The organism is uncultured Maribacter sp., assembly GCF_963975365.1.
GTDB lineage: Bacteria > Bacteroidota > Bacteroidia > Flavobacteriales > Flavobacteriaceae > Maribacter.
In genome coordinates this window covers 524,444-548,462 of sequence record NZ_CAXBGF010000001.1, presented here as the reverse complement: position 1 = coordinate 548,462, position 24,019 = coordinate 524,444, and the positions used below count along the sequence as shown (strand labels likewise).

20 protein-coding genes and 1 pseudogene are annotated in these 24,019 nt (G+C 35.6%); 11 read left to right on the top strand and 10 right to left on the bottom strand.

From position 1 onward, the window contains the following. The first annotated feature begins 11 nt into the window (after nucleotides 1-11). From merA to AACZ49_RS02440, 3 genes are read left to right on the top strand one after another with little or no spacing between them, the layout of a single operon-like run. Entirely contained in the window at nucleotides 12-1,715 is a 1,704-nt protein-coding gene (gene merA, locus AACZ49_RS02450; RefSeq protein WP_339651212.1) for a mercury(II) reductase, read from the top strand. Nucleotides 1,716-1,743: 28 nt separating this feature from the next. Then, nucleotides 1,744-3,090: an NAD(P)/FAD-dependent oxidoreductase gene (locus AACZ49_RS02445; protein WP_339651210.1), complete on the top strand. Its 1,347-nt coding sequence runs from the start codon at nucleotides 1,744-1,746 to the stop codon at nucleotides 3,088-3,090. Nucleotides 3,091-3,095: 5 nt separating this feature from the next. Next, nucleotides 3,096-3,311 carry a GDCCVxC domain-containing (seleno)protein gene (locus AACZ49_RS02440; protein WP_339651448.1) on the top strand — a complete coding sequence of 72 codons (216 nt, stop codon included), beginning with the start codon at nucleotides 3,096-3,098 and terminating at the stop codon, nucleotides 3,309-3,311. 64 nt (nucleotides 3,312-3,375) lie between these two features. On the opposite strand, the gene AACZ49_RS02435 is transcribed toward AACZ49_RS02440, so the two are convergent. From AACZ49_RS02435 to AACZ49_RS02410, 6 genes and pseudogenes are all read right to left on the bottom strand, one after another. Beyond that, a complete protein-coding gene (locus AACZ49_RS02435) occupies nucleotides 3,376-4,038 on the bottom strand; it encodes an ATPase (RefSeq protein WP_339651208.1) in 663 nt (220 codons plus the stop codon). Beyond that, nucleotides 4,022-4,774, bottom strand: coding sequence for a hypothetical protein (locus AACZ49_RS02430; RefSeq protein WP_339651206.1), 753 nt, complete (start codon nucleotides 4,772-4,774; stop codon nucleotides 4,022-4,024). Before AACZ49_RS02430 ends, AACZ49_RS02435 begins: the two co-directional genes overlap by 17 nt. Nucleotides 4,775-4,777: 3 nt before the next feature. Beyond that, a complete protein-coding gene (locus AACZ49_RS02425; RefSeq protein ID WP_339651205.1) occupies nucleotides 4,778-5,062 on the bottom strand; it encodes a helix-turn-helix domain-containing protein in 285 nt (94 codons plus the stop codon). Nucleotides 5,063-5,382: 320 nt separating this feature from the next. Further along, the gene (locus AACZ49_RS02420; protein ID WP_339651204.1) at nucleotides 5,383-6,219 is read right to left on the bottom strand and encodes an RteC domain-containing protein; all 837 of its coding nucleotides are present in this window, start codon (nucleotides 6,217-6,219) and stop codon (nucleotides 5,383-5,385) included. A gap of 188 nt (nucleotides 6,220-6,407) precedes the next feature. Next, nucleotides 6,408-7,742: a phage integrase SAM-like domain-containing protein gene (locus AACZ49_RS02415; RefSeq protein ID WP_339651203.1), complete on the bottom strand. Its 1,335-nt coding sequence runs from the start codon at nucleotides 7,740-7,742 to the stop codon at nucleotides 6,408-6,410. A gap of 309 nt (nucleotides 7,743-8,051) precedes the next feature. Further along, a pseudogene (locus AACZ49_RS02410) lies at nucleotides 8,052-9,288 on the bottom strand (IS3 family transposase). A 490-nt stretch (nucleotides 9,289-9,778) separates the two neighbouring features. Between AACZ49_RS02410 and AACZ49_RS02405 the strand changes: the two are divergent. The 3 genes from AACZ49_RS02405 (at nucleotide 9,779) to AACZ49_RS02395 (ending at nucleotide 14,722) form a co-directional block, all read left to right on the top strand. Next, nucleotides 9,779-11,365 carry a choice-of-anchor I family protein gene (locus AACZ49_RS02405; RefSeq protein ID WP_339651201.1) on the top strand — a complete coding sequence of 529 codons (1,587 nt, stop codon included), beginning with the start codon at nucleotides 9,779-9,781 and terminating at the stop codon, nucleotides 11,363-11,365. An 833-nt stretch (nucleotides 11,366-12,198) separates the two neighbouring features. Continuing rightward, nucleotides 12,199-13,191, top strand: a complete 993-nt coding sequence (locus tag AACZ49_RS02400; protein ID WP_339651199.1) for a transporter — start codon at nucleotides 12,199-12,201, stop codon at nucleotides 13,189-13,191. Further along, nucleotides 13,181-14,722, top strand: coding sequence for a vanadium-dependent haloperoxidase (locus AACZ49_RS02395; protein WP_339651197.1), 1,542 nt, complete (start codon nucleotides 13,181-13,183; stop codon nucleotides 14,720-14,722). The genes AACZ49_RS02400 and AACZ49_RS02395 overlap by 11 nt, the downstream gene beginning before the upstream one ends. A 237-nt stretch (nucleotides 14,723-14,959) precedes the next feature. On the opposite strand, the gene AACZ49_RS02390 is transcribed toward AACZ49_RS02395, so the two are convergent. The 3 genes from AACZ49_RS02390 to AACZ49_RS02380 form a co-directional block, all read right to left on the bottom strand. Then, on the bottom strand, nucleotides 14,960-15,121 hold the full coding sequence (locus tag AACZ49_RS02390) for a hypothetical protein (protein ID WP_339651195.1): 162 nt from the start codon (nucleotides 15,119-15,121) through the stop codon (nucleotides 14,960-14,962). 204 nt (nucleotides 15,122-15,325) lie between these two features. Continuing rightward, complete coding sequence (locus AACZ49_RS02385; RefSeq protein WP_339651193.1) at nucleotides 15,326-17,128, bottom strand: hypothetical protein; 1,803 nt, start codon at nucleotides 17,126-17,128, stop codon at nucleotides 15,326-15,328. A gap of 212 nt (nucleotides 17,129-17,340) precedes the next feature. Continuing rightward, nucleotides 17,341-18,357, bottom strand: a complete 1,017-nt coding sequence (locus tag AACZ49_RS02380) for a LacI family DNA-binding transcriptional regulator (protein ID WP_339651191.1) — start codon at nucleotides 18,355-18,357, stop codon at nucleotides 17,341-17,343. A gap of 150 nt (nucleotides 18,358-18,507) precedes the next feature. On the opposite strand from AACZ49_RS02380, the gene AACZ49_RS02375 reads away from it, so the two are divergent. The 5 genes from AACZ49_RS02375 (at nucleotide 18,508) to madM (ending at nucleotide 23,097) form a co-directional block, all read left to right on the top strand. Further along, entirely contained in the window at nucleotides 18,508-19,554 is a 1,047-nt protein-coding gene (locus tag AACZ49_RS02375) for a sugar kinase (protein ID WP_339651190.1), read from the top strand. A 115-nt stretch (nucleotides 19,555-19,669) separates the two neighbouring features. Further along, the gene (locus tag AACZ49_RS02370) at nucleotides 19,670-20,338 is read left to right on the top strand and encodes a bifunctional 4-hydroxy-2-oxoglutarate aldolase/2-dehydro-3-deoxy-phosphogluconate aldolase (RefSeq protein ID WP_339651189.1); all 669 of its coding nucleotides are present in this window, start codon (nucleotides 19,670-19,672) and stop codon (nucleotides 20,336-20,338) included. A gap of 144 nt (nucleotides 20,339-20,482) precedes the next feature. Continuing rightward, complete coding sequence (locus tag AACZ49_RS02365; protein ID WP_339651188.1) at nucleotides 20,483-21,961, top strand: acyl-CoA synthetase; 1,479 nt, start codon at nucleotides 20,483-20,485, stop codon at nucleotides 21,959-21,961. Nucleotides 21,962-21,973: 12 nt separating this feature from the next. Continuing rightward, nucleotides 21,974-22,348: a malonate transporter subunit MadL gene (gene madL / locus AACZ49_RS02360; RefSeq protein WP_339651187.1), complete on the top strand. Its 375-nt coding sequence runs from the start codon at nucleotides 21,974-21,976 to the stop codon at nucleotides 22,346-22,348. A 2-nt stretch (nucleotides 22,349-22,350) separates the two neighbouring features. Continuing rightward, the gene (gene madM, locus AACZ49_RS02355; protein WP_339651185.1) at nucleotides 22,351-23,097 is read left to right on the top strand and encodes a malonate transporter subunit MadM; all 747 of its coding nucleotides are present in this window, start codon (nucleotides 22,351-22,353) and stop codon (nucleotides 23,095-23,097) included. Nucleotides 23,098-23,128: 31 nt separating this feature from the next. Here the strand turns inward: madM and AACZ49_RS02350 are convergent, their stop codons facing one another. Then, complete coding sequence (locus tag AACZ49_RS02350) at nucleotides 23,129-24,019, bottom strand: transglutaminase family protein (protein ID WP_339651184.1); 891 nt, start codon at nucleotides 24,017-24,019, stop codon at nucleotides 23,129-23,131.

The following is a 24,019-nucleotide window of genomic DNA, read 5'->3' as shown; positions in this document are numbered from 1 at the left end:
ATGAAAAAAATATGTCACAAAATATAGAAAAAATCACATTAGAAATAAACGGGATGACCTGTAGCGGTTGTTCTTCGCATATCGAAAAAGATATGAATAAGACCAATGGTATTATAAATAGCAATGTAAATCACGAAACTGGAAAAGGAGAATTTACTTTTAATACAAGTAAAATGGGTAAAGAAGAATTAATCAATGCAGTAAATGACATTGGTAATTATTCTGTTATAAATGGTATTGAAAAAGAGGATTCTTTCTCTTCAACTTCTGATACTACAATCTCTAAAGAATCCAATAAAAATAAAAATCAATTTGATTTAATTGTTATTGGTGGTGGTTCTGCTTCATTTTCAGCAGCAATTGAAGCTGAAGGTTTAGGGCTTACGACACTAATGGTAAATGGTGGATTAGATTTTGGGGGTACTTGTGTAAATGTTGGATGCGTTCCGTCAAAAAACTTAATTAGAGCTGCCGAAACTGCATATCACGCTACACATTCTAATTTTAAGGGTATTAAACCAAGAGGTGTAGATATTGATTTTAAACAAATTATTAAAGATAAAAAAGAGTTGGTTTCGGCATTACAGCAACAAAAATATATGGATGTTGTAAGAGATTTTGAAAATCTAACAATGCTAAAGGGGTGGGCTGAATTTGTAGATAATAAAACCATTGTTGTAGATGGAAAAGATAAATACAGTGCAACGAACATTGTTATAGCAACCGGAGCGACAACAAACATTCCAAACATTGAAGGATTAAATGAAGTAGGCTACTTAACTAATGTTTCTTTATTTGATTTAGAAGAAAAACCTGAAAGCTTAACCATTATGGGAGCTGGATATATTGGATTAGAAATAGCACAAGCTTATAGCCGATTGGGTGTAAAAGTACGTATTATAGAATTTACGGATAGACCATTACGTAGCCAAACCAGTGATATTACAGATGTTTTGGTAGAGCAAATGAAAAGTGAGGGTATTGAAATCTTACCAAATTTCAGAGCCATTAAATTCGAAAAACGAGGTAATGATACTATCATTCATTGCAACTGCCCTGATGGTTCGACAACTCAAATCATTGAGAAAGGACATATTGTTGTAGCCACCGGAACAAAACCAAACACATCTAAATTAGGTCTTGAAAATATTGGTATAAACTTAACCAAAAGTGGACAAATTATAGTTAATAAAAAAATGGAAACCAATGTATCTAACCTTTATGCAACTGGAGATGTAACAAATACACCACCATTTGTTTATACAGCTGCCACCGAAGGCAATACAGCAGTAAACAATGCATTTTCATTGTCGAAGAAGAGTGTGGATTATACATCATTACCTTGGGTAGTATTTACTGACCCTCAAATTGCTGGTGCAGGAATGGATGAAATAGAAGCAGAAGCAAAAGGTATTCCTTTTGAAGTGAGTAAATTAGACTTAAAGCACGTTCCTAGAGCATTGGCCGCACAAGACATAAGAGGCTTCATTAAATTGATTCGTAATACTGAAACCGATAAGTTAATAGGTGCTAGAGTCATTGCACCAGAAGGTGGCGAACTTATTCAACAATTAAGTATGGCAATTAAGTTTGGCATTACAGTAAAAGATTTAGCTGAAAGTTTTTACCCCTATTTAACATTAGGAGAAGGTATTAAATTAGCAGCGATTACTTTTGGCAAAGATGTTTCTAAATTAAGTTGTTGTGCAAGTTAGTTTAGCTAAAGAAGAAAAATAATTTTATATGAAAAATTACGATGTATTCATCATTGGTTCGGGTATGGCAGGAATGACCATCGCCAATAAATGCGCCTCAAAAGGCCTGAAAGTCGGAATAACGGATGAATTACCTTATGGTGGCACTTGTGCATTGAGAGGTTGTGACCCAAAAAAAGTGATTATAGGCGCTACGGAAGTACGAGACTTTGCCAAAAGACTTAAAGGTAATGGCATTGATACCATACCTAAAGTCAATTGGAAGGATATAATGGCTTTTAAACAAACCTTTGTGGATGAAATGCCGCCAAAAATTGAAAAAGGATATAAGAAGAACGGAATAGATACCTTCCATAGTTCAGCAAAATTTCTATCAGAAAACACATTGCAAGTTGGAAACGACAAAGTAAGAGCTAAAAAAATTGTAATCGCATCGGGATCCAAGCCAAGGGTTTTAGAATTTGAAGGTGGACATTTCGCCAAATCCAGTACCGATTTCTTGAATTTGGCAGAATTGCCTAAATCCTTATTGTTCATTGGTGGCGGATATATTGCTTTTGAGTTTGCACATATAGCGGCTCGATGTGGAGCAGAGGTAACTATTGTTCATCGTGGAGAAAATCCCTTGGAAAATTTTGAACAGGATATTGTAAAACATCTTGTTTCTGCCACCAAAAAATTAGATATAAAACTCATTCTTAATACAGAGGTAATGGCCATTGAAAAAGTGGACAACCAGTATCGAGTGAAAGGTAAATCCACAAAGAAAACAGAATATTTCAAAGCCGAAGCTGTTTTTAATTCTGCCGGCCGTCCACCAGCAATATTTGATTTAAATTTAGACAAAGCCAACATAGCCTTTACTAAAAAAGGTGTTACGGTAGACAAATACCTTCAAAGTACTTCAAACCCTCATATTTATGCAGCAGGCGATGCCGCAGATTCAGAAGGTTTGCCCTTAACGCCAGTTGCAGTTTTGGAAGGTCATACGGTTGCTTCAAATATCATCAAAGGCAATTCTAAAGAAATAAGTTATCCGCCAATGCCAACGGTAGTTTTTACTTTGCCTACAATGGCTTCTGTTGGTTATTCTGAATCGAAAGCCAAAGAGCTGAACTACCATATTCGGATAAATTATAAAGAGGTCGGCGATTGGTTCAATGCCAAACGTTTAAACGTTGAAGAATATGCGTTCAAAACTATAATTGACGTAGAAACCCAAACAATTTTGGGAGCGCATTTAATCGGACCACATACAGAAGAAACCATAAATCTCTTCGCAATGGCCATAAAAACAAAAATGAAGGTTAATGATATTAGAACAATGATTTTTTCATATCCAACATTGGCTTCCGACATACCACATATGCTTTAATAAAAATTGAATGGAAACTAACTATATTAAAATCAGAAATCACCTGTCCAAACTGCGGACATAAAAAAGTAGAAGATATGCCAACAAACGCTTTGCAGTTTTTCTACGAATGCGAGAATTGTAAAACGGTTTTGAAACCAAACGAAGGAGATTGTTGTGTTTATTGCTCTTATGGGACTGTTGCTTGTTCACCAATTCAAGAAAACAAAAGCTGTTGTTAAGTAAATAGGATTTAAATGACCATACATTAAACAAGTTTCACTTTGAAATACAGTATTTTCAAATTCATTTCCGCTTATCCCCAGCTTTTGTATCAAAAGCAATCAAATTAAAAAGTTCTCGCATTCTGCTTCGGACACGATTTCCATAGCGTTCTTCTAATTCTTCAGCATTCAGATTGGTGGTCGCGTGGGTTTTGATTTTGTGTTTGGTATCGAGATACAGTTCATAGCGAGATAATAGTACTTCGCCCATCACGTTTAAGTCCTTACCATAAAATCGTCCAGAAGGTTCTACACCTAAATCATCGAAACAGAAAAACTTGGTATTTCCGTATTCTTCGATTGTTTTAAAACCAAGATGATTAAAACTAAACGCTACATTCCGGCAAGGAATCATTTCGTAAGGACGCTGCAAGGGAACTAAATGACGTAGCAATTTCATTAGGCTGGTCTTTCCACACCCTACCGGTCCAGAAAGTAGGATGCCTTTATCAATATCAATTCCATAGGTTTTGCAATTTTCTTTATCCTTGATGAAATATGAACAAAGCTTCAGTAAAATATCTTTATCCTCGTTGTAAATTTTGAACCTCTCGCCAAACAATAGTTTGCCTTTGGCATTCAGATAAATCAAAATTTTCGGAAAGTCGTAGAGAACGCTTTTGCCGTCAAATTTTCCCAGCGAATATTCCACGTCACCTTCGATAATTTTAGAGGGGTTGTCCATAATCCTTGTTTTTAGTGGTTCGCAAGTTGTCCTTGATTTGGGACGCCTGTTTTATGTTTGGTTTGTTTTCTTCATTGAAAAGCTCGCTTCTATCCATCCAGTTCAAAGCTAAGGCTCGCCAATCTCGAATTTCTTTTCCATCGCTAGTTTGCCAATTTCGAGTTTCATAATGCTCGAAGAATTTTTTTCCTTCATCAGCATTAAAACTTTTTTCAATAAAAAAATCAATAACGGCCTGCCAGCCCTTTGGTTGTTTTATATTGTTTTCTTGTTTGTTATTGTTTATAGTAGATACCAATGCTTGTCCACCTATGGGACGGTGCAAGGCCACAACTTGTCCAGATATGGGATGGTGCTGTCCCATTATCGGTACACTATTGGGACGGTACTGTTCCGCAACCTGTTCTAATATGGGACTGTACCGTCCCATATCAGGTTCATCATTTGTGCCGATAATGGACATCTTGATTTTACTACCCTTGTAAGGATTATTGGAAGGAAAGTAGAAAAGGTAACCCCAAGAGTCTAGATCGGTAACACACCTGTGATAAGTAGATTTTGAACCTATTTTTGATGCGAGCATCAAATCTCTACGATTAACATAGAATTCATTTGCAAAGCGGCTGCTGTTCCATTCTTGGAACAAGGCCATATACAAACTGATATGGGTAGGGTTTAGGCGGTCATCAAAATAGAACTTTTCAAAAGCCGCGTTTAGTAGCTTTATATAGTTCATTGCCTAAGAATTTAAACCGTGATGTACACGGTTAGCTGTCATTACATTTTGTATTTCTTCGGTATCATAATAAATGATTCCGCCAACTTTAGTATATGGTAGCGTTCCGTTGATGCGAAGATTTTGAAGTGTTCCAGGACTTACTTGAAGTAAGTCCATAACCTCAGAAGATTTGAGATATTTTTTAAGTTTTCCATTTCCCTGTTTGGATAAGAGATTTTTGATATCATCGAGTAATTCCATTTTGAATTCTCGAAGGTCGTCTGAAGTAATAATAGTTGCTGGCATAATAAAACGGTTTTAAAGAAAGGGACTATTGATTTACAATTAATTTGATAGCCCCTGACTTGATTTGACTTTCGTTCTACAAATTTGAATAGGTTTATTGGATTTTATTCCCTAGTACGACCGTAGTACGGTCAAAATTTAACATCTTGAAATTTGCTTTGTTTTGATAGATTTTGATGATGTTTTTTGCAAATCCACAAGTTCAAATCACATTAAATTTTATAAAAAACTGGTGCAAAAATTAATTACCGTAGGTCAACCGTAGTACGGTCTTTTTTTAAAAGCTTGAGAATTAGGAATCGAATAGATAAATAATGGTTTTATTCTTCACTTTTATCCATTTCTATGAGTAGAGATGTAGAGAGTTCGTCAAGAAAAAGCGTTCGGCTATTCTTCCTGTTTTTGATGTCGTGATAGGTTTTGTAGATGTCTTTTGGTTCAAGATCAAATAGCTGTTGCAATTTTCTGGAAATTTGCATTATGCTTTGGTTATCTTGTTTTCCCAATCCTTTTGCACAGAGTGCATATAAAAGTTCAACGTATTCTGTATTTGAAAATGGCCAATGTATTTTTTCAATCGGTTTAATGGATTTAAGTTTACCATTTAAACCGTTGCGAATTTTAAATTTTTTCTCATCTAAATAAGTTGCTAGCGAATCATAGGCTCTGTATTTACCAAGAAGCATATCTCTTGGTGTACAAAATTCAGGGTCTTGGAAATAGAATTTAGATGTAGCTATAATGTAAGATCCCAAATATTCTCGTGTATAATATTCTTTATCAAAATGAGTATGTTTTGAATCAGCATATTGCGTGAAGTCCAAATTGTAGCTAAAGAAACGATTGACTTTCTGCATCTTTCTTCTAATAAATTTGCGTTGTGATTCTTTGTCTGTTTTGGGGAATTGAATTTCAAAGGAACGAATTTCAGAAAAATAGATAAGATGTCTTAATGGGATTTGTTTTGTGTGCTTAAAAAAATAAATCTCATCCGAGATAGAGGCGAAACCTTTGTTAATAATTTCCTTTTTAAATTGACCTAAAAGTTTCGTGCAGACTATTATAGAATGCTTTGAGCGTTGCATAATTGTCTCTGAATTTTCTTCAATTTCTAATAATTGTTTTTCTAGATTTTGTGCGAGTAAATGTAATTTCATACCATACCTAATTACAGAGTTAGTAACTGTTAATAGTAGGGTCGATATTAGATAAGGTAATTACAAAGAATTATGTAGTTGACGTTCTATAGACAGTTTTTTACTGGAAAGCTGCAAAAATTATGCCTTTCTTAAAATTTCTTAAAAGTTGGTACTTGCGAAGTGTTCTGTAAATGGTAAAACTCAGATTAAAAACTAATTACACTATCCAAAGCATCATCAGCATCTCTATGAATAAAGTTTGCTTGATAGTTTAAAGTAGTTTTTAAGTCGCTATGTCTGTAAAGCTTCTGTAACATTAATGGGTGGATTTTATCCCCTGCAATATTTCCAAAAGTGTGACGCGCAATATGATTAGATAAGCTTTTGTCAATATCACATTGGGCAGCGATTCTAATTAAATATTTATTGAAGAGTTTAGTGGCATTTCTAGTCTTAGTAAAAAAATCTTCATCATCATTTGGCCGGACTTCATTTAAAAAAGGAAAGATATATCCACCATTATTCTTTCTGTTCATTTTGTAAAAATCTAGAATAGCTTTCGCTTTTTCGGGAACTTTAAGGCTTAAAGGCTTCTCGTTCTTATTCATAACGTAATACAGCCTATCATCCTTAAAATCAGACCATTTTAATTTTACAACATCTGAAATACGAATACCAGCAAAATAAAAGGAAATCAACCATACATTATGCGTATGCCAAATCGAAGAATAAGGTTCTAATTTCAATGATTCAATTTTTTCGACCTCTTCGATAGTTAGACCTATCTTATTACTAGTTCCTAATCTGATTTTTTCTTTGTCACCAGCAAAAGGGTAATACTTTGCAGAAACAACACCATCTTTAATGGCAACATTGAATAGTGTTCTGATAAAAATTAATTGATTTGAAATTGTTCTAGTTTTCTGATTAAGATAAGCGGAACAAAAGGTTTTATAGCGTTCTAGAAAAGCCTGATTAATATCTTGAAACTTCAAATCTTTTTTCTTTTGGAAATGTTCAATTCCATCAATAAAGGAATATTCCGACTTTCTAGCCTTGCCAACTCTATCTCTTCTTCGTTTTGCAATACCTTCGATAACATCTTTTTTAGTTAAGGAAGTTTTGAGATTTAAAAACTCTTCAATGTTGTATAAAATAGAAAGCTCTGATTTGGCTACTGAAAAAACTTTACGGTCATATTTTGTTTTTATCCGTTGAGCAGCAACTGCAAAAAACGATTTAGAGCCGCCTGGACCTTTCAGTTTTTGTTTGACCTGTTTTGGAGTAATATTTTCATCTTGGTTATTTAAATAAACATCGTTGGCTTCTGTTAATTTTTTAAGTAAAAAATTATTTAGCATTTTATAATTTGGATGACTTCTTTTTGCTTGTCCAGCAACTTTATCCCAATCCTTTGCAAGAACGTATTGACCAAGCCACTTATAATTAGTCTTATAATTTGCACTTATTCTTATGGCCAATGGAATTGTACCATCCTTTTTAATCATATTTTTACGAAGAACAATTTTTATATTAGCCATAACTTACTTTTTGCAATGATAAAGATACAAAAACTAGTACAGAATAAGTACAGAATAATTTGGTATCGGATGCCTATAATTGATGATAAATTTTATTAAAATTATGTAAATCATTGATTTTAAGTAGTTTTAAGTTTTGTTAGTTACTGTACGGACTAAGCTCATAACCCGAAGGTCGCTGGTTCGAGTCCAGTCCCCGCTACTAGAATAAAAAGGCTTCCAGATTATTGGAAGCCTTTTTTAATGCACAAAAAACCGCTAAGGTAAAACATTGGACTTGCAACAAAAAAGTGGACAATTAGATAAGAGTCATGCGGCTATTTTTTGATTAGACATTTCGGTTTCAAATTCTTCTATTGTTTTATACCCCAAAAGCGAGTGTATCCTTCTTCTGTTGTACCAGGTCTCGATCCATTGAAAGATGGAAAGTTCGGCTTCAGATCTGTTGTCATAGCTGTGTTTGTACACCCATTCCACTTTCAAGCTCTTAAAGAAACTTTCGGCCACTGCATTGTCCCAACAATTACCCTTCCTACCCATACTTTGTCTTACGGTCCCATCATAACTTTTAATGATATTGGTGAATCTATAACTGGCATATTGTGACCCCCTGTCCGAATGGAATATGAGTTCTTTCGTAATGGACCTTTGCTTGACCGCCATGTTCCAAGCTGGATTAATGGTGCTGTCCGTACTTAGGTCATCGCTCATCGACCATCCTACAACCTTTCTGTTGAACAGGTCGATTATTACAGTTAAGTACATCCAGCCTTGTTTGGTCCGTATATAGGTCATATCGGACACCCAAACCTGGTTCTCTCGGGATACCGTAAAGTCCTGGTTTAGGATATTAGGGGCTATTGGACAATCATGGGCCGAATCTGTCGTAAACCTGAACTTGCGCTTTCTTCTGGCAATTAGGTTATTGGTCCTCATTATCCTGGCCACCCTAGGCCTGGAGACACGATGCCCTTTTTTCAGCAGTTCCACTTTGATCCTGGGCGCCCCATAACCCCCCGAAGCTATCTTTGAAAATATCACGGATGGCCAATGATATGTCCTCGTTCTCGTACCACCTCTTGGATGGCCCCCTGACCGACCAATTATAATACCCGCTTTTACTTACATTGAACATTTTGCACATCCTCCCAACTGGAAATTTGAATTTATGGTGTTTTATGAACCTATATTTTTCCTGTCGCCCTAGGAGAGGACGGCGTGTTAAGAAAAGGTATTGCATACCTTTTTAGCGAGGGGCCAGCCGATGCAAGGGCAATACCTTTTTTAGGATATCGCGTTCAATCTCGGTATCCCTTAATTTTTTCTTCAACTCCGCGATCTCCTTCTGTTCATCGGTCAATTTTGGGTTTCCCTTTCCCGGAAAACTGTTTTTCCCATAATCCTGGGATTCCCTTCGCCATCGGCCCGGTACCGAAGTGGGTACGTCCAGTTCCCTACATATCTCCACAACACTGCCACGGGCATAGCTCAGTTCCACGGCTTTTTCTTTAAACGCTACACTGTAATTCCTTTTTTCACTTGACATGTTTCAAAGTTAATTTAAACAGCCAACACACTCTTATCTTACCGTCTAGTTATATATAGTAAGTCCAAGAACAAAATGTTTTTAAATTTAGTATTGTCGTAAAATGGGTAAGGCTGTATTCTATTGAACAGTAGATTTAAATTTTACTCAAAGGTATAATTAGCACATTTAAATGGTTATACTAATTTCGGTGATTTGTTTTTAGATTTAATAGTTATCACAAGTTGACTGGCTAGGTTTAGGCTTATAAATTCAACTTCCATTACACCTAATCGGATATTTTAAATTGGAAATAAAATGCCTGCGATTTTTCGAAATAAAATACCAAAACATATCTTTCTTCTATAAACCTATATGGTGCTGAACAAAAATTTGATACAATTTGCCATAAGTTTTTCCTTAACCTTATCGTAATTATTTTTTAGCTCCCGCATAACCACAATTTAACATTAACAGTCGATTTTTGGCGTTCAAACCAAACAATTAAGAGATGAAAAATTTAGTAAAGCCCTTTTGTATAGGAATTCTTGGAATTTCTATTTTATTCAATTCTTGTGCGAAGGATGGAATTGACGGAAACAATGGCGTTGATGGTACAAATGGTACCGATGGTATCGATGGTATCGATGGTGCGGACGGAATGGATTTTACCAGCATAGATCAATTAAGTTTTTCCAAAATAGGTTCTTTCACCAATGGTAACGGAGAAGCGTTCGCCGAAATTTCTGCCTTTGACCCTATTACCAAAAAATTATTCATCGTGAACCCAGAACAGAATGAAATTTCAGTTTTGGACCTAACTGATGCCACCAATCCGTTAAAAGGTGCTTCAATTTCTTTGACTGGCAGTCCCAATTCGGTTGCGGTACATAATGGAATCTTAGCGGTCGCTGTCGAGAACATCAACAAACAAATAAACGGCACCATTGAAACCTACGATACAGATTCCCAAGAACTCATAAAATCCTACTCTGCTGGCGCTTTGCCGGATATGGTAACATTTACTCCCGATGGTAATTATATTGTTTCTGCGAACGAAGGGGAGCCAAGCGATGATTATACAATTGATCCGGAAGGCTCGGTAACAATAGTTGAAGTAGCTACTGAAACTGTATTTCAAGTTAGTTTTACCGGGCAGGCGAATCCTGGCAATGGGTTTAGAATTTTCGGTAATAATGGTGTATCAACCTTATTACAGGATATTGAACCTGAATATGTAACCATTTCAGATGATTCTAAAACAGCCTATATTGGTTTGCAGGAAAATAATGGAATGGCCATCATAGATTTAGAATCTAAAAATATTACTGCACTAGTTGGTTTAGGTACAAAAAATTGGAATTTATCCGGCAACGAATTGGACGTGTCCGATAGGGATGGTTTAGCGGGAAATTTAAATAACTGGAATATATTGGGATTTTACATGCCAGATGCCATTGATTATTTTACGGCAAACGGAACCGGTTATATCGTTTCCGCGAACGAGGGCGATTCTAGGGATTACAGTGGTTATTCCGAAGAGGTAAGGGTAAAGGATTTGGTGCTCGACACAAGCGTTTACCCCGATGCGGCAGATTTACAATTAGATCGGAATTTAGGTCGTTTAAAAACGACAACTGCCAATGGCGATGAGAATAACGATGGACTTTATGAGCAAATTTACTCATATGGCACTCGATCTTTTTCAATTTGGAATACCAATGGACAATTGGTCTATGATTCAGGTTCGGAAATTGCGAACAGAACTTTAGCTTTGGCACCATCGATATTTAATCAGGACGAAGGCGAAGCAGACGGCAGATCGGACGATAAAGGAGCTGAGCCGGAATCGGTAAAGACTCTAAAAGTTGGCGAGGAGACTCTATTGTTTGTGGGATTGGAAAGAACAAGCGGAATATTGGCGTATAATATAACTAACCCCTTAAACCCTACTTTTGTAACTTGGTTGTATGATAACGATGATATTTCACCTGAAGGGCTGATCGTTGTTGATAAAGCGGATAGTCCAACTGGAAATTATTTAATGATCGCCACTCATGAGGTGTCAAGTACAATCGCGATATACGAACTAAAATAAGTTATATGTTTTGATTAATTAATTTTTTAGTTATTCAAAAATTAATTAATCAAAAAAGGATTTACAATTGGCTCTTGGTTTAGAAAATACCAATAGATTTTTTTCTAAACCAAGAGCCATTTTAATAAATTTTAATTTCAAGACTATTTTGCACAAGCTGCTCAATTGGAAGTTAGGTTTATTCCGAAAAGACTTCGTAATGCATTACGATTCCTGGGAAATCAACTAAATATTTCACGTCCTTCTTATAGGATACCGCCTTTTCAAAATACGGTCCAGTAAAGTTCTTAATAACTTCCAAATTTTTCCAGAATGTCAGTAATTTGAAATAAGTGAACTTACTTGGATAGGACGGTCATTGTATACCACCCGATCCGGATTAAAGTGAGCATAGCAATAATTATTGTAAACCCTTTTATAGCATAGTCTGAAATGGTTTTTTGATGGCTCAAAGAGTTCCGTTTTCAGTGGTTCACTTTGACCGTTTTTTGCACCTTATTTAAAAAAAGTATCTAATTACAAATCTAGATTTTGTTCTACAGAACCTACTTTTTCTTAATCAAAAACGATAACTACTGTTTATATAAAAATCAAAATACGAACTATATAGAGGGTTACGATTTTCTTTTATTATTTGATTAAAGTAATTGATCTTTCATTAATCTTTTTTGATTTTTCATTAATCACTGCTTAGTTATAATGCAACTACATTTGTTTTTAAGTTGAGTTTGTTACAATGTTGGTAAAAAAAATACCAATAATAAATGGTAAATGACCGGCCTACTTTGGCCGGTAACTTACTTTAAACAATCGACCTAAAAACCAATTATAAAATGACCGCACTACTACTTTCACTCTTTCGGTATAAGCGAAAGACACAGATAGATTTTAATATCCTGACTGTCTTAGTAACTACGGTTGCCATTTCTAGTGGACAAACCCCTACTGATGCCTTAATGATGCCATCAAAGAATATATGTATTCTTTTAAGTTATGATTATGGCCATTTTGACCAGTATTGGGAAGGCAATAATTTAAGGTCTAACGAAACCATTGCTTCTGTAAACCGTACAACAATATTACCAATGGCAGCCGTAGGTATACTCGATGATCTAAACTTTTATATTGGGCTTCCTTATGTTAAAACAAAATCATCTGAACCAAATGGCGGCAAATTTGAAGGGGCAAATGATTTTCAAAATTTTATGGTTGCTCTAAAATACAAAGCTCTAGAAAAATCATTGGGTTCCGATCGATTATCACTTTTAACCACAGTAGGGTATTCAACACCGTCCACCAATTATTTATCAGACTATATGCCTTATAGCTTGGGTTTTGGTGCGCCAGAGTTATCATTACGTGGTATCGCGCAATATCAACTTAACACTGGTTTTTATATACGGAGTATGGTAGGTCATTTATGGCGTGGCTATACCGAGGCTGAACGCGACTATTATTACAATAATGGTAGTTATTACACTTCCCTTATGGATGTTCCTAATGCATGGAATTTAGAGGCGGTTCTCGGTAAATGGTTTATGAACAATGTATTAAAGTTAGAACTGAATTATACTGGTCTTAAATCTACAAGTGGAGACAATATTAGAGCTTACAATTCGGCACAACCCACAAATAAAGTGAAATATGACAGGCTTGGCGTTTCCCTTCAATATTACCCAACTTCGCTTAATGGTCTGGGTGTAGTAGGTTATTATACTAATGTCGTGAATGGTTTAAATACAGCAAAGATCAGCAATTTAGGCCTAGGCTTAACCTATCAATTTAATTTCATCAAAAACACAAACAACGAACAAAATGCGCAATAAATCAACTTCATTATTTATTATCATTTGTGGCATGGTTGCATTCGTTTCATGCGAAAAGGATTTGCCCACATATCTAGAATATAAGGACTACTCCTATTCAAGTACCGATGAAAATGGCGGTACTTGGAACCCCATATTAATTGATGAAGGTGCTGAAATAAATATAGGCGCACCAGAAGACATTTCTTCGGACACCTATAAAGCGGAAATTTCTGCATTAAAGGTGTCCATGAATGATATAAATACTTCTCAAAAAAAGGCCTTGGCTTACTGGGGAAATAATGCCATTGTGAGATGGAATGAAATAGCCTTGGAACTTATTGCAAAATATAACCTGATTCCCGGACCGAATGATGATGGAACGTATACATTGCCGAATCCAAGCAATCCTAACGGACCTCCTGGTTTTCCTTTTGCACATCCACCTTATGCCTCTAGGGCCTTGGCATATCTTTCCGTAGCACAGTTCGATGGGTTGATTTCAGCTTGGCACCATAAATATTTATACAACAGGCCCGCACCGTACCATCAAGACAATTCTATCAACTTCGCATATGAACCAAACGATATTCCTTCCTATCCATCCGACGGTGCTGTTTTAGCAAGGGTTTCCAAAAAAGTACTTTTAGCTATGTTTCCTTTAGAAAGTGAATATTTACAAAAAATGGAAGATGAGCATTTACAAAGCCTTTTACTTTCTGGTGGAAATGTTTCTAGTGATATTGCCTCAGGTACAAAAATAGGCGACGAAATCTCAGCAATTGCCTTGACAAGGGCTGCCAATGATGGTATGAAAAATGCACAAACTCCTAAAGCCGTTTCCGACTCTATAAAGGCCGCGGCCTTTGAACGTTTTGGTTGGCAATGGGATAATCTTGAGTTACCCATAAGACCTGTGGGACTTACGCCATTGTTCGGAAAAGTTAGTATGTGGAATGTTGCCAATGTCGAAGATGTACGTCCAGTTCCTCCACCGTCACTTGATTCTGATGCCTTCACTAAAGACGTTGCCATATTAAAGTACCATGCCGACACTATGACCGAAGAGAAAAGAAGAATTGCCAATTTTTGGCAAGATGGATTGGGCACTTACACTCCTCCGGGACATTGGAACCGTTTTGCGAATGAATTTATGGTAGAAAACAAAATGAATCCATTAAGATCAGCTAGAACCATGGCCTATTTAAATATGGCCATAATGGATGCGGGTATCAGTTGCTGGGATGCCAAATATTATTACCACTATCCTAGACCCATACAACTGATTGATGGTTTTAAGACCATTGCTGGCACCCCAAATTTCCCAAGCTACACATCTGGCCACAGTGTTTTCTCTGCAGCGGCATCTGAAGTACTTGCATATATATTTCCAGAAAAAGCGACCTTAGTGAGAGGTTGGGCCGAGGAAGCAGCCATTTCTAGGGTTTATGGTGGAATTCACTGGACGTTTGATGCAACAGTAGGAACAGATCAGGGTCGAAAGGTAGCCAAATTTACCATTGATGTAGCAAAATTGGACGGAGCTAATTAGTGAAATTGAAAATCTTTGAAAATTGTTAAGGAGAGAAGTAAATGATTAAAAGTGAAAATCCAACAAGCATTATCTTAAAAAGAAATAAAAAAATTAATTGAATGGACTTTTCATTTGATACATTTGGATGTTAGCTTTTTCAATATTGGTATCTAATTGGGTAGAACCTAGTATTAAATTCATTCAATACTTTTAGAGTGCAATTCTTTCATGAATATCTGTTAAAGCACAATTAAATTAATGCTTAGAAAAAGGCTTAGATAGAAAATCTACACTACCCAGTTCGATAGCATGTAATATATAACTCATTTTAGTAGAGGTAGAAATTACGTAAAGTTTTTCGCTGAACATATATCGAAAAGAATGCTCATTCATCCAAGGCATCTCAATATCCATCATTAATAAGGCAGATTTGTTCACTTGTAAAAATTCCCAAGCATCACCAAATTTAAATACATATTCTACGTTAGAGATTTAATTTCGCCAATCTTTCTGACACAGACAGTCAAAGAGAATCATCTACTATTACCAGATCAAACTTCATGAAAATTTATTAATAATTCAAATGTCCAACTTATTGGTATTTTAAGTGTTGATTATAATCTATACCAATACTGGTAAGGAAACAGTTATTAGTTCTTCTTTATAAAATTTAAGTTCCTTTTGTATAATTACATTTTCTTCTTTACCAGAGGTTGGAAATAAGTTCTGGTAATAAACGATTCCATCAAACAGATTACTTTTAAAAACTTCCCACTTCTTACTTTGTTTATTCGTTACATTTTCTGAAAAAGTTTCAATTTCTTTTTTCAAATAATCAATGTACATTTTCAATTCTTTAATAAACATATTGGGGCGATATATATTCGAAAGAACAGAGTCACTCCCATAAATATGTCGCATCATTTTAAATAGTGACACTTCTGTGTTAAAATAAGCCATATTAGGTCCTGGACAGATAACTACACCTTGCTCTTGACCTTTAATCTTAATATTATTTTCCAAAAAAGATGCATTCGCCAAACCCACACAGAGACATGCTTTTTCATTTATTTTATTCTTTTTATTCTCATATATATCTTGAGATATCTCTAACCTTTGAGTTTCTAATTCTTGTAATTTTATATCTTGATATTTTTTTGAAGCGGTACAAATACCTTCTGGACCTAATTCTTTACTTAATGCCAGATATTTTTTAGGACAAGAACTACCGGCTTTATTGTTTTCGATTCTTTTTTGCTTATGATACTCATTTGTGGTTCCCTTTATGGTATTGAAAGGAATACCTAAAGGTGAAATATCACTTAAATAAAAATCTTTCTCAATAGCGTTTGCCAACAAAGTTCTGGTATTTGTATCTACAGAAGTAGCTTCTGGAACCAATAAAAATGGACTACCCCAACCAACAGAATCTACTAGATAATTTTCAAGTAAAAATTTGTGTTCATCTGCTGTACCAACCCCACCTTGCACGGTAAGTTTCAAATCTAGTGGTTGCTCAGGCGCAGTTAAACCTTTCTGTGTTAATCCTTTTACAAATACATCGTGAGTATCTTGTAGTAATTCCGCTTTTTTGATTTTAAACTCTTCTAAAATAGGTCCTAATAATATGCCATCTGTCGCAAAGGCATGACCGCCACAATTTAAACCAGATTCAATTCTGTATTCTGAAACCCAAAGCCCTTTTTTTGCTAAAAATTTACCTTGTATAATTGCCGAACGATAATCGCTGACCTTAAGAATAATCCTTTTTTTCAACTGGTTGTTTTTATCTGGAAAGAAATCCTTAAAATTCGCAAAGTAACTATACAATCTGGGATTCATCCCTGCCGAGAGCACGACTGAAGAATTTAAATTACTATTGGCAAAACCACGAAGCGATGCATGTGCATCATTAAATTCGATAGGTAATTGTTCATTTTTAGTGAAATTGTCCTTATCCACCTTTGTCATAATATTCACATCGATATCACCAACTTTTAAATACATTTCCAAAAAATTTTCTAAACTCTCTTTATATCCCGTTCTTTCATTCATTAAATTAGAAAGCCCTTCTTTTATAGAAGATGTATTTGGTAAGGTTGCTAGAAAATTTTCTAGTGCCAATTTACTTTCTAATAGTTCTGTTTTAAATTCGGTAAATTTCTTCTTGACGATACTATCCACTAAATTCAGATAAGAGGTAATGCGTTCGGCACGGTAGTCTTGTACTTTTTTTGATATTTCTTTATAGGGAAGGCTGAATTTTTTGCTATAATACGAATTCATTTTTTCCATTAGTTCATCATCTATTATAGAAATTACGGATGAAATTCCATAATGAGCCACCCGAATTGGGCTGTCTATGGTATACGCCAATCCCATTACAGGAATATGAAAAGTGTGTATTGATTTAGATGTAAGCATTGTTTCTAGATTAAATATGCTACAAATGTGGTCTTACTTTTCTAGAAAAAATCTGATAAATGTCATAAAGTGTGGTCATTATATCAGTACTGATTTTGGAAATCTTTAAAAAAAGAGTATCCATTAAAAACTTATGCAATGGTATAACTAAGCCGAATATTTTTTTAAAACGGTACCAATTAATCGTTTTGTGTTTTTACAATCAACACTTTTTATTTAGATGAAGTTCTTATGATTAGTTCTGAATCTAAAATTATTTTATTCAAAGATTGATCAACATCATCTATTTCTACATAGCCTAAAAAAGTTTCCGCCGCTAGCCTTCCAATTTGCTCGCTATGTTGGCTAACACTAGTAATAGAAGGAGTAACCAGTGAAGTAAACGGCTCATTGCCAAAACCTACCAATTTAATTTCTTCCGGCACCTTAATTCCTTTTTCATTTAAAATTTGAAGTGCTCCCAAAGCAGCATAGTCACTTGCCGCATAAACAGCATCGGGTCTATTTTTCAATGCCAATAATTTTTCCATTTGACACCTTCCATCTTCTAAAGTCAGACTACTTTCAATCAACAACTCATCATCATGAGGCAAATCGTATTTCTTTATCGCATCTATATATCCACGTATTCTATTGTTAAAAATTCTTGTTCTTCTATAGCCACCAATATGTGCAATACGTTTACATCCTTTTGCTACTAAATGCTCTATAATCATATGGCTGCTATCATAGTCATTAATACCTACATAATCGACATTTAAATCGTTCTCTCCCCTATCAAACATAATTAAAGGAATACCATTGGATTTTATTTTTTCATAGTAAGATAAATCTACCGTTTCATTGGCCATTGAAGCTATAATGCCATCCACTTGTGTATATAACAGCGTATCAATATTCTTACATTCCTTTTCAAAGGACTCATTAGATTGGGTAATAATAATATTATACCCAGCTTTATTAAGTACCTCTTCCATGTTTTCAACTACAGAAGAAAAAAAACTACTATTAGTTCTAGGTACAATCACCCCTACTAAATTACTTTTCCCTTTTCTAAGCGCACTTGCCAAATGATTAGGCTGATAGTTCAATTCCTTGGCCACTTGCTTAACCGCTTTTCTTGTTTTTACGCTTATGCGCATGTCATCGTTCAGAGCTTTGGAAACCGCTGCCGTTGAAATACTTAAAACACTGGCAATGTCTTTTAAAGTTGTTCTTTTTTTATTCAACTTCTTTATATATATTTGGTTAATCGATTAACCAAAAGTAAGGCTTTAATTATCGTAATCAAAAAATGCCTTTTTTTGGTTATTTTTTATGATAATTGGTTAATCGATTAAATCACAATATTTTATTACAGTTCAAACTTAATAATCAACATGAAAAAAGTAGTAACATTCGGTGAAATCATGCTTCGTTTAGCACCACAAGGATTTTTAAGATTTTCACAAGCCAATAATTTTGATGTAGTTTACGGAGGAGGAGAATCTAACGTAGCCGTTTCTTTAGCTAATTATGGTATACCTGTCGATTTTGTAACACGTTTGCCAAAAAATGATATTGGTGAATGTGCATTAATGGAAATGCGTAAAAGAGGTGTAAACACTCAAAACATCATTTTTGGTGGTGATCGTTTGGGTATATACTTTTTAGAGACTGGTGCTGTTAGCCGTGGCAGTAAAGTTGTTTACGACCGCTCACATTCTGCAATTAGCGAAATTAAACCTGGTATGGTTGATTGGAAAAAAGTTTTTGACGGTGCTGGTTGGTTTCATTGGACAGGTATTACTCCCGCTATTTCGCAAGGTGCTGCAGATGCTTGTTTTGAAGCCGTTAAAGTAGCTAGTGAAATGGGAATCACCATTTCGACAGATTTAAATTATAGAGCTAAACTTTGGACGTATTGCGATAATGTACATAGAGAAAAAGTAATGTCCGATTTAACTTCGTATTGCGATATTATCTTAGGAAATGAAGAAGATGCAGAAAAGCATTTTGGAATTCATCCTGAAGGTTTGGATGTGCATAAACATGGGCACGATGTTAAAGCTGAAGCTTTCTTATCGGTTTGTAAGCAAATGATGGGAAAATTCCCTAGAGCAAAAAAGGTGATTACCACTTTAAGGGGGTCTATTTCTGCATCACACAACACATGGGCAGGTGTATTATATGATGGTAAAAACATGTTTGAAACACGCCAATATCAAATTACCGATATCGTAGATCGCGTTGGTGGTGGAGATTCTTTTATGGGAGGTTTGATCTACGGATTATTGAAATACCCAGAAGATGACCAAAATGCACTAAACTTTGCAGTTGCGGCATCTTGTTTAAAACATACGATTAAGGGAGATGCCAACTTGGTTACTGTAGACGAAGTCAACAAACTTATGGGTGGTGATGCCTCTGGTAGAGTTGCTAGATAATACTGCGGGAATCTCCTGTAAGACTTTTGATACTACAATCAATGTCTAAAAAAAATTGATAATCCAGAAAATTCGATTTCAATAAAACTTTATTAAAGAAATAAAAAACATAAAAATGGCACAATATTCAAGAATAGAAGTAGCAAGAGTCATGAAGGAGTCTGGTATGGTTCCTTTATTCTATCACCCAGACATCGAATTAGGCAAAAATATTTTGCAAGCCTGTTATCATGGTGGTGCACGATTAATGGAATTTACCGCACGTGGCGATTTCGCTTTCGAAGTATTTACCGAACTGAACAAATTCGCAATAAAAAATCTACCTGGTATGATTATGGGCGTAGGTTCTATCACCGATGCTGCAGCGGCTTCCTACTATATGCAAATAGGGGCTAATTTTATCGTAACCCCATCTTTTAGAGAAGATATTGCAATTGTTTGTAACCGAAGAAAAGTTTTATGGTCACCTGGTTGTGGCTCATTAACCGAAATCAACAAAGCTGAGGAATTGGGCTGTGAAATCGTAAAATTATTCCCTGGAGACCTTTACGGCCCTGGTTTTGTGAAAGCAATTAAAGGCCCACAACCTTGGACTAGCGTTATGCCAACTGGTGGTGTTAGTACCGATGAAGCTAATTTAAAAGCTTGGTTCGATGCTGGTGTTACTTGTGTTGGTATGGGGTCAAAATTAATAAGCAAAGATATTTTGGCCAATAAAGATTACGCAGGGTTAGAAGCATTGGTAAAAGAAACCTTGACTAAAATCAAAAATATTAGAGCCTAAACTAGTTTCAAATTAAAAGATTAACAACTTTTCCTAAATCATTAATTATAAAATCGCCTTCATAGAATTATTTATATTTTTTGGCATTTCCAGTATTGGTGCTTACCTTGTTTAGCTAACACATTAATTAAGCATCACTATTAAATGATAACATTAATTGAAAGAGCCTCTTTGTTCATAGAAAGAGTTGCCATCAATAGCGATGGTAAAAACTACACATACCGTCAACTATTAGCCCAGTCAGAACATGTTTCTGCGCATTTACTACAAGATAAAAAAGATTTAAACCAGGCAAGAATCGCTTTTTTAGTCCCAGCTAGTTTTTCTTATGCTGCTGTTCAGTGGGGCGTATGGAGAGCTGGTGGCATTGCTGTTCCTCTTTGCGAAAAACATCCGCTACCCTCTATACAATATGTATTGGAAGATACCGAAGCTACTACGGTAATTTATACGGAGGCTTTCGAGGAATTACTTTCGCCTCTATTCAAAAGTAGTAATATCCGATTTCTCAAATACGTTGATATTACTCCCAAAAAATGTGAATTACCAAAAATAACTTTAGACCGAAGTGCACTTATACTTTATACAAGTGGCACTACCGGCTTACCAAAAGGAGTTGTCACTACTCATGCTAATATTGAAGCACAAATAACGGCCCTAACGACTTCTTGGGAATGGAATGAAAATGACCACGTGCTAAATGTTTTACCACTTCACCATGTACATGGCATTATAAATATGTTAAGCTGTGCCTTATGGAGTGGTGCCTGTTGCGAGTTCCTTCCAAAGTTTAGCCCAAAAGCTATATTCGATATTTTCCTAAAAGATAAGGTTAATGTATTTATGGCCGTACCAACCATATATTTTAAATTAATTACTTATTTCAACGAACTTTCTAACTCAGAAAAAGGGAATATTTCAGAACATTTATCCAAATTCCGATTAATGGTTTCCGGTTCCGCAGCCCTTCCTGTTAGTGTTTTAGAAGAATGGAAAGAAATTAGCGGACATACCTTGCTAGAACGTTATGGCATGACCGAAATGGGAATGGCCATTAGCAATCCATATAATGGCACACGTAGGCCAGGCCATATCGGTCAACCGCTTCACGGTGTATCTATTAGACTTGCTGATGAGAATAACCAAATTGTTACAGCTGGTGAGCCAGGGGAAATTCAAATCAAAGGACCTAATGTTTTTAAAGAATATTGGGGAAAACCAGAGGCTACTTCAGAAGCTTTTACTAATGATGGTTGGTTTAAATCTGGTGATATAGCCATATTCGATGTAGATAGCTACCAAATCTTAGGTAGAAATTCAGTAGATATAATAAAATCTGGCGGCTTTAAAATATCCGCTTTAGAAATTGAAGAAGTTCTTCGAACACATCCAAAGATAAAAGACTGTGGTGTAGTTGGTATTCCCGATTTAGAATGGGGAGAAATTATCGGTGCAAGTATCATTTTAAAGTCCGGCGAATTATCGATAGAAGATTTAACATCATGGATTCAAGAAAAATTACCCGCATATAAAACACCAAGAAAATATATTTTTCAAGAAGATTTACCAAGAAACGTAATGGGAAAAGTAACAAAGAATGATATCAAAAAATTATTCATATAAATTGAAAGACCTATGAAAATATATGGGGTAGCATTACTGGCTGCTTGTTTTTTAGTCGGTAAATTTCTAGGGAATCTTTTAGGGAAATTAATAAACATTAACAATGATATTGGTGGAGTCGGTTTTGCCATGATCCTTTTGATTGGATCAAGTATTTACCTGAGAAAAAAAGGATGGCTTATTCCTGAGACCGAAAAAGGTATTTTATTCTGGAGTTCGATGTATATCCCTATCATTGTAGCAATGGCGGCGACGCTAAATGTAAAAGCTGCCATCTCAGGCGGATTTGTTGCTGTTGTAGCCGGAATAGTGACCACCTTTGCCTGTATGATGCTTGTACCCGTACTATCAAAAATTGGCAAGAACGATTATAGCCCTAAAAACTAAGCATGGAGATTATTGAAAAAATCATTGCCAAAAACGGATTGGTATTCGCATTTCTATTCGTTGGTTTTGTTATGTTATTTTCATTTTTGGTTTCAAAAAAACTACTAAGAAATAAAATACCAGGAGTAGCAATTGCGATACTCATTGGACTAGCGTTAGCATTTTTAGGAGATAAAAAAGGTATGTCCGATATTCCCATATTTGCTGGAATGGCAATTTTAGGGGGCTCGATGTTCCGAGACTTTGCAGTTGTTGCCACTGCAATGAGTGCCGACATTTCTAAAATAAAACAAGCCGGACTTGCAGGAATAATTTCACTTTTCATAGGAGTGACAGTGACCTTTTTTTTAGGTGTTTTTATTGCTTATTTTATGGGCTATACCGATGCTATTAGCATGACCACCATTGCTGCAGGCGCTTGCACATATATCGTTGGTCCGGTCACAGGTAGTGCCCTAGGGGCAAGCTCAGACGTTATAGCCATTAGTGTGGCGACTGGTGTTATCAAAACAATTTTTACAACCATAATTACACCCGTTATCGCAAAAAGAATAAAATTGGATAATCCACATGCTGCCGTTGTGTTTGGTGGATTAATAGGCACTACAAGTGGTGTCGTTGCAGGTTTAGCAGCTACTGATGAAAAACTAGTGCCTTACGGAGCATTAACAGCCACATTTTATACGGGAGTTGGCTGTCTTTTATGCCCTTCAGTTTTTTATCTACTATTGAAATTTTTCGGTTTCTAAATTAATAAATAAGAAGCTAAATTACTTTTAGCTAAATAACCGAAGCAATATCAACCGATACTTTTAACGTACTTTGACCACTACCATACACCACTCCTTTTAATGGTGGCACATCGTAATAATCCCTTCCCCAACCAACCACAATATGTTGATCTTTGGGAATCATATTATTGGTGGGGTCAAAATCTACCCAGCCAAAACCTGGTATAAATATCGCAAACCATGCATGCGACGCATCGGCACCAACCAATTTCACCTTGCCTGGTGGTGGTAAGGTTTCAATATAACCACTTATGTAACGTGCGGGCAATCCAACGGAACGAATACAGGCTATGGCAATCTGTGCGAAATCTTGACATACGCCTTTCTTTTCCCTCATCACTTCTTCGATGGGTGTTGAAATTGTAGAAAACTCTGCATCAAAATCAAAATCGGTATAAATACGTTGCATTAATTCATAAGCCGCATCAAAAACCGAACGATTTCCATTAAAAGATAATTCGGCATACTCACGTATTTCTTTATCCGTGCGTCGTATAAATATTGATTCAAGTATATATTGTTTTGCTTCAAGCACTTCTGGATCAATTCCTTGTAAAGCCACCAATGCATCGTTCATCGTGATTTTATTACATGCCGTACTTTTAAAAGATTCGTGAAACTTCACATAGTCCCTACTAATTTTACTCTTCGTTGTAACTTTCAGTATTTTATGTTCTGTTTGTACGGAAAAACGGGTAATATAATTTCCGAAAAAATCTATACGTTCCGATATTTCAGCGGGTTCTGGAGTTATCTGTATTTTATAATCTAAAAGCTCTTGCCCCTTCGATTCCCTTGGTTTAAGCGTAGCTATGTTATGGCAATAACTTACTGGGGCATTATATTCGTACTTGGTAATATGTGTTACATTAAATATCAT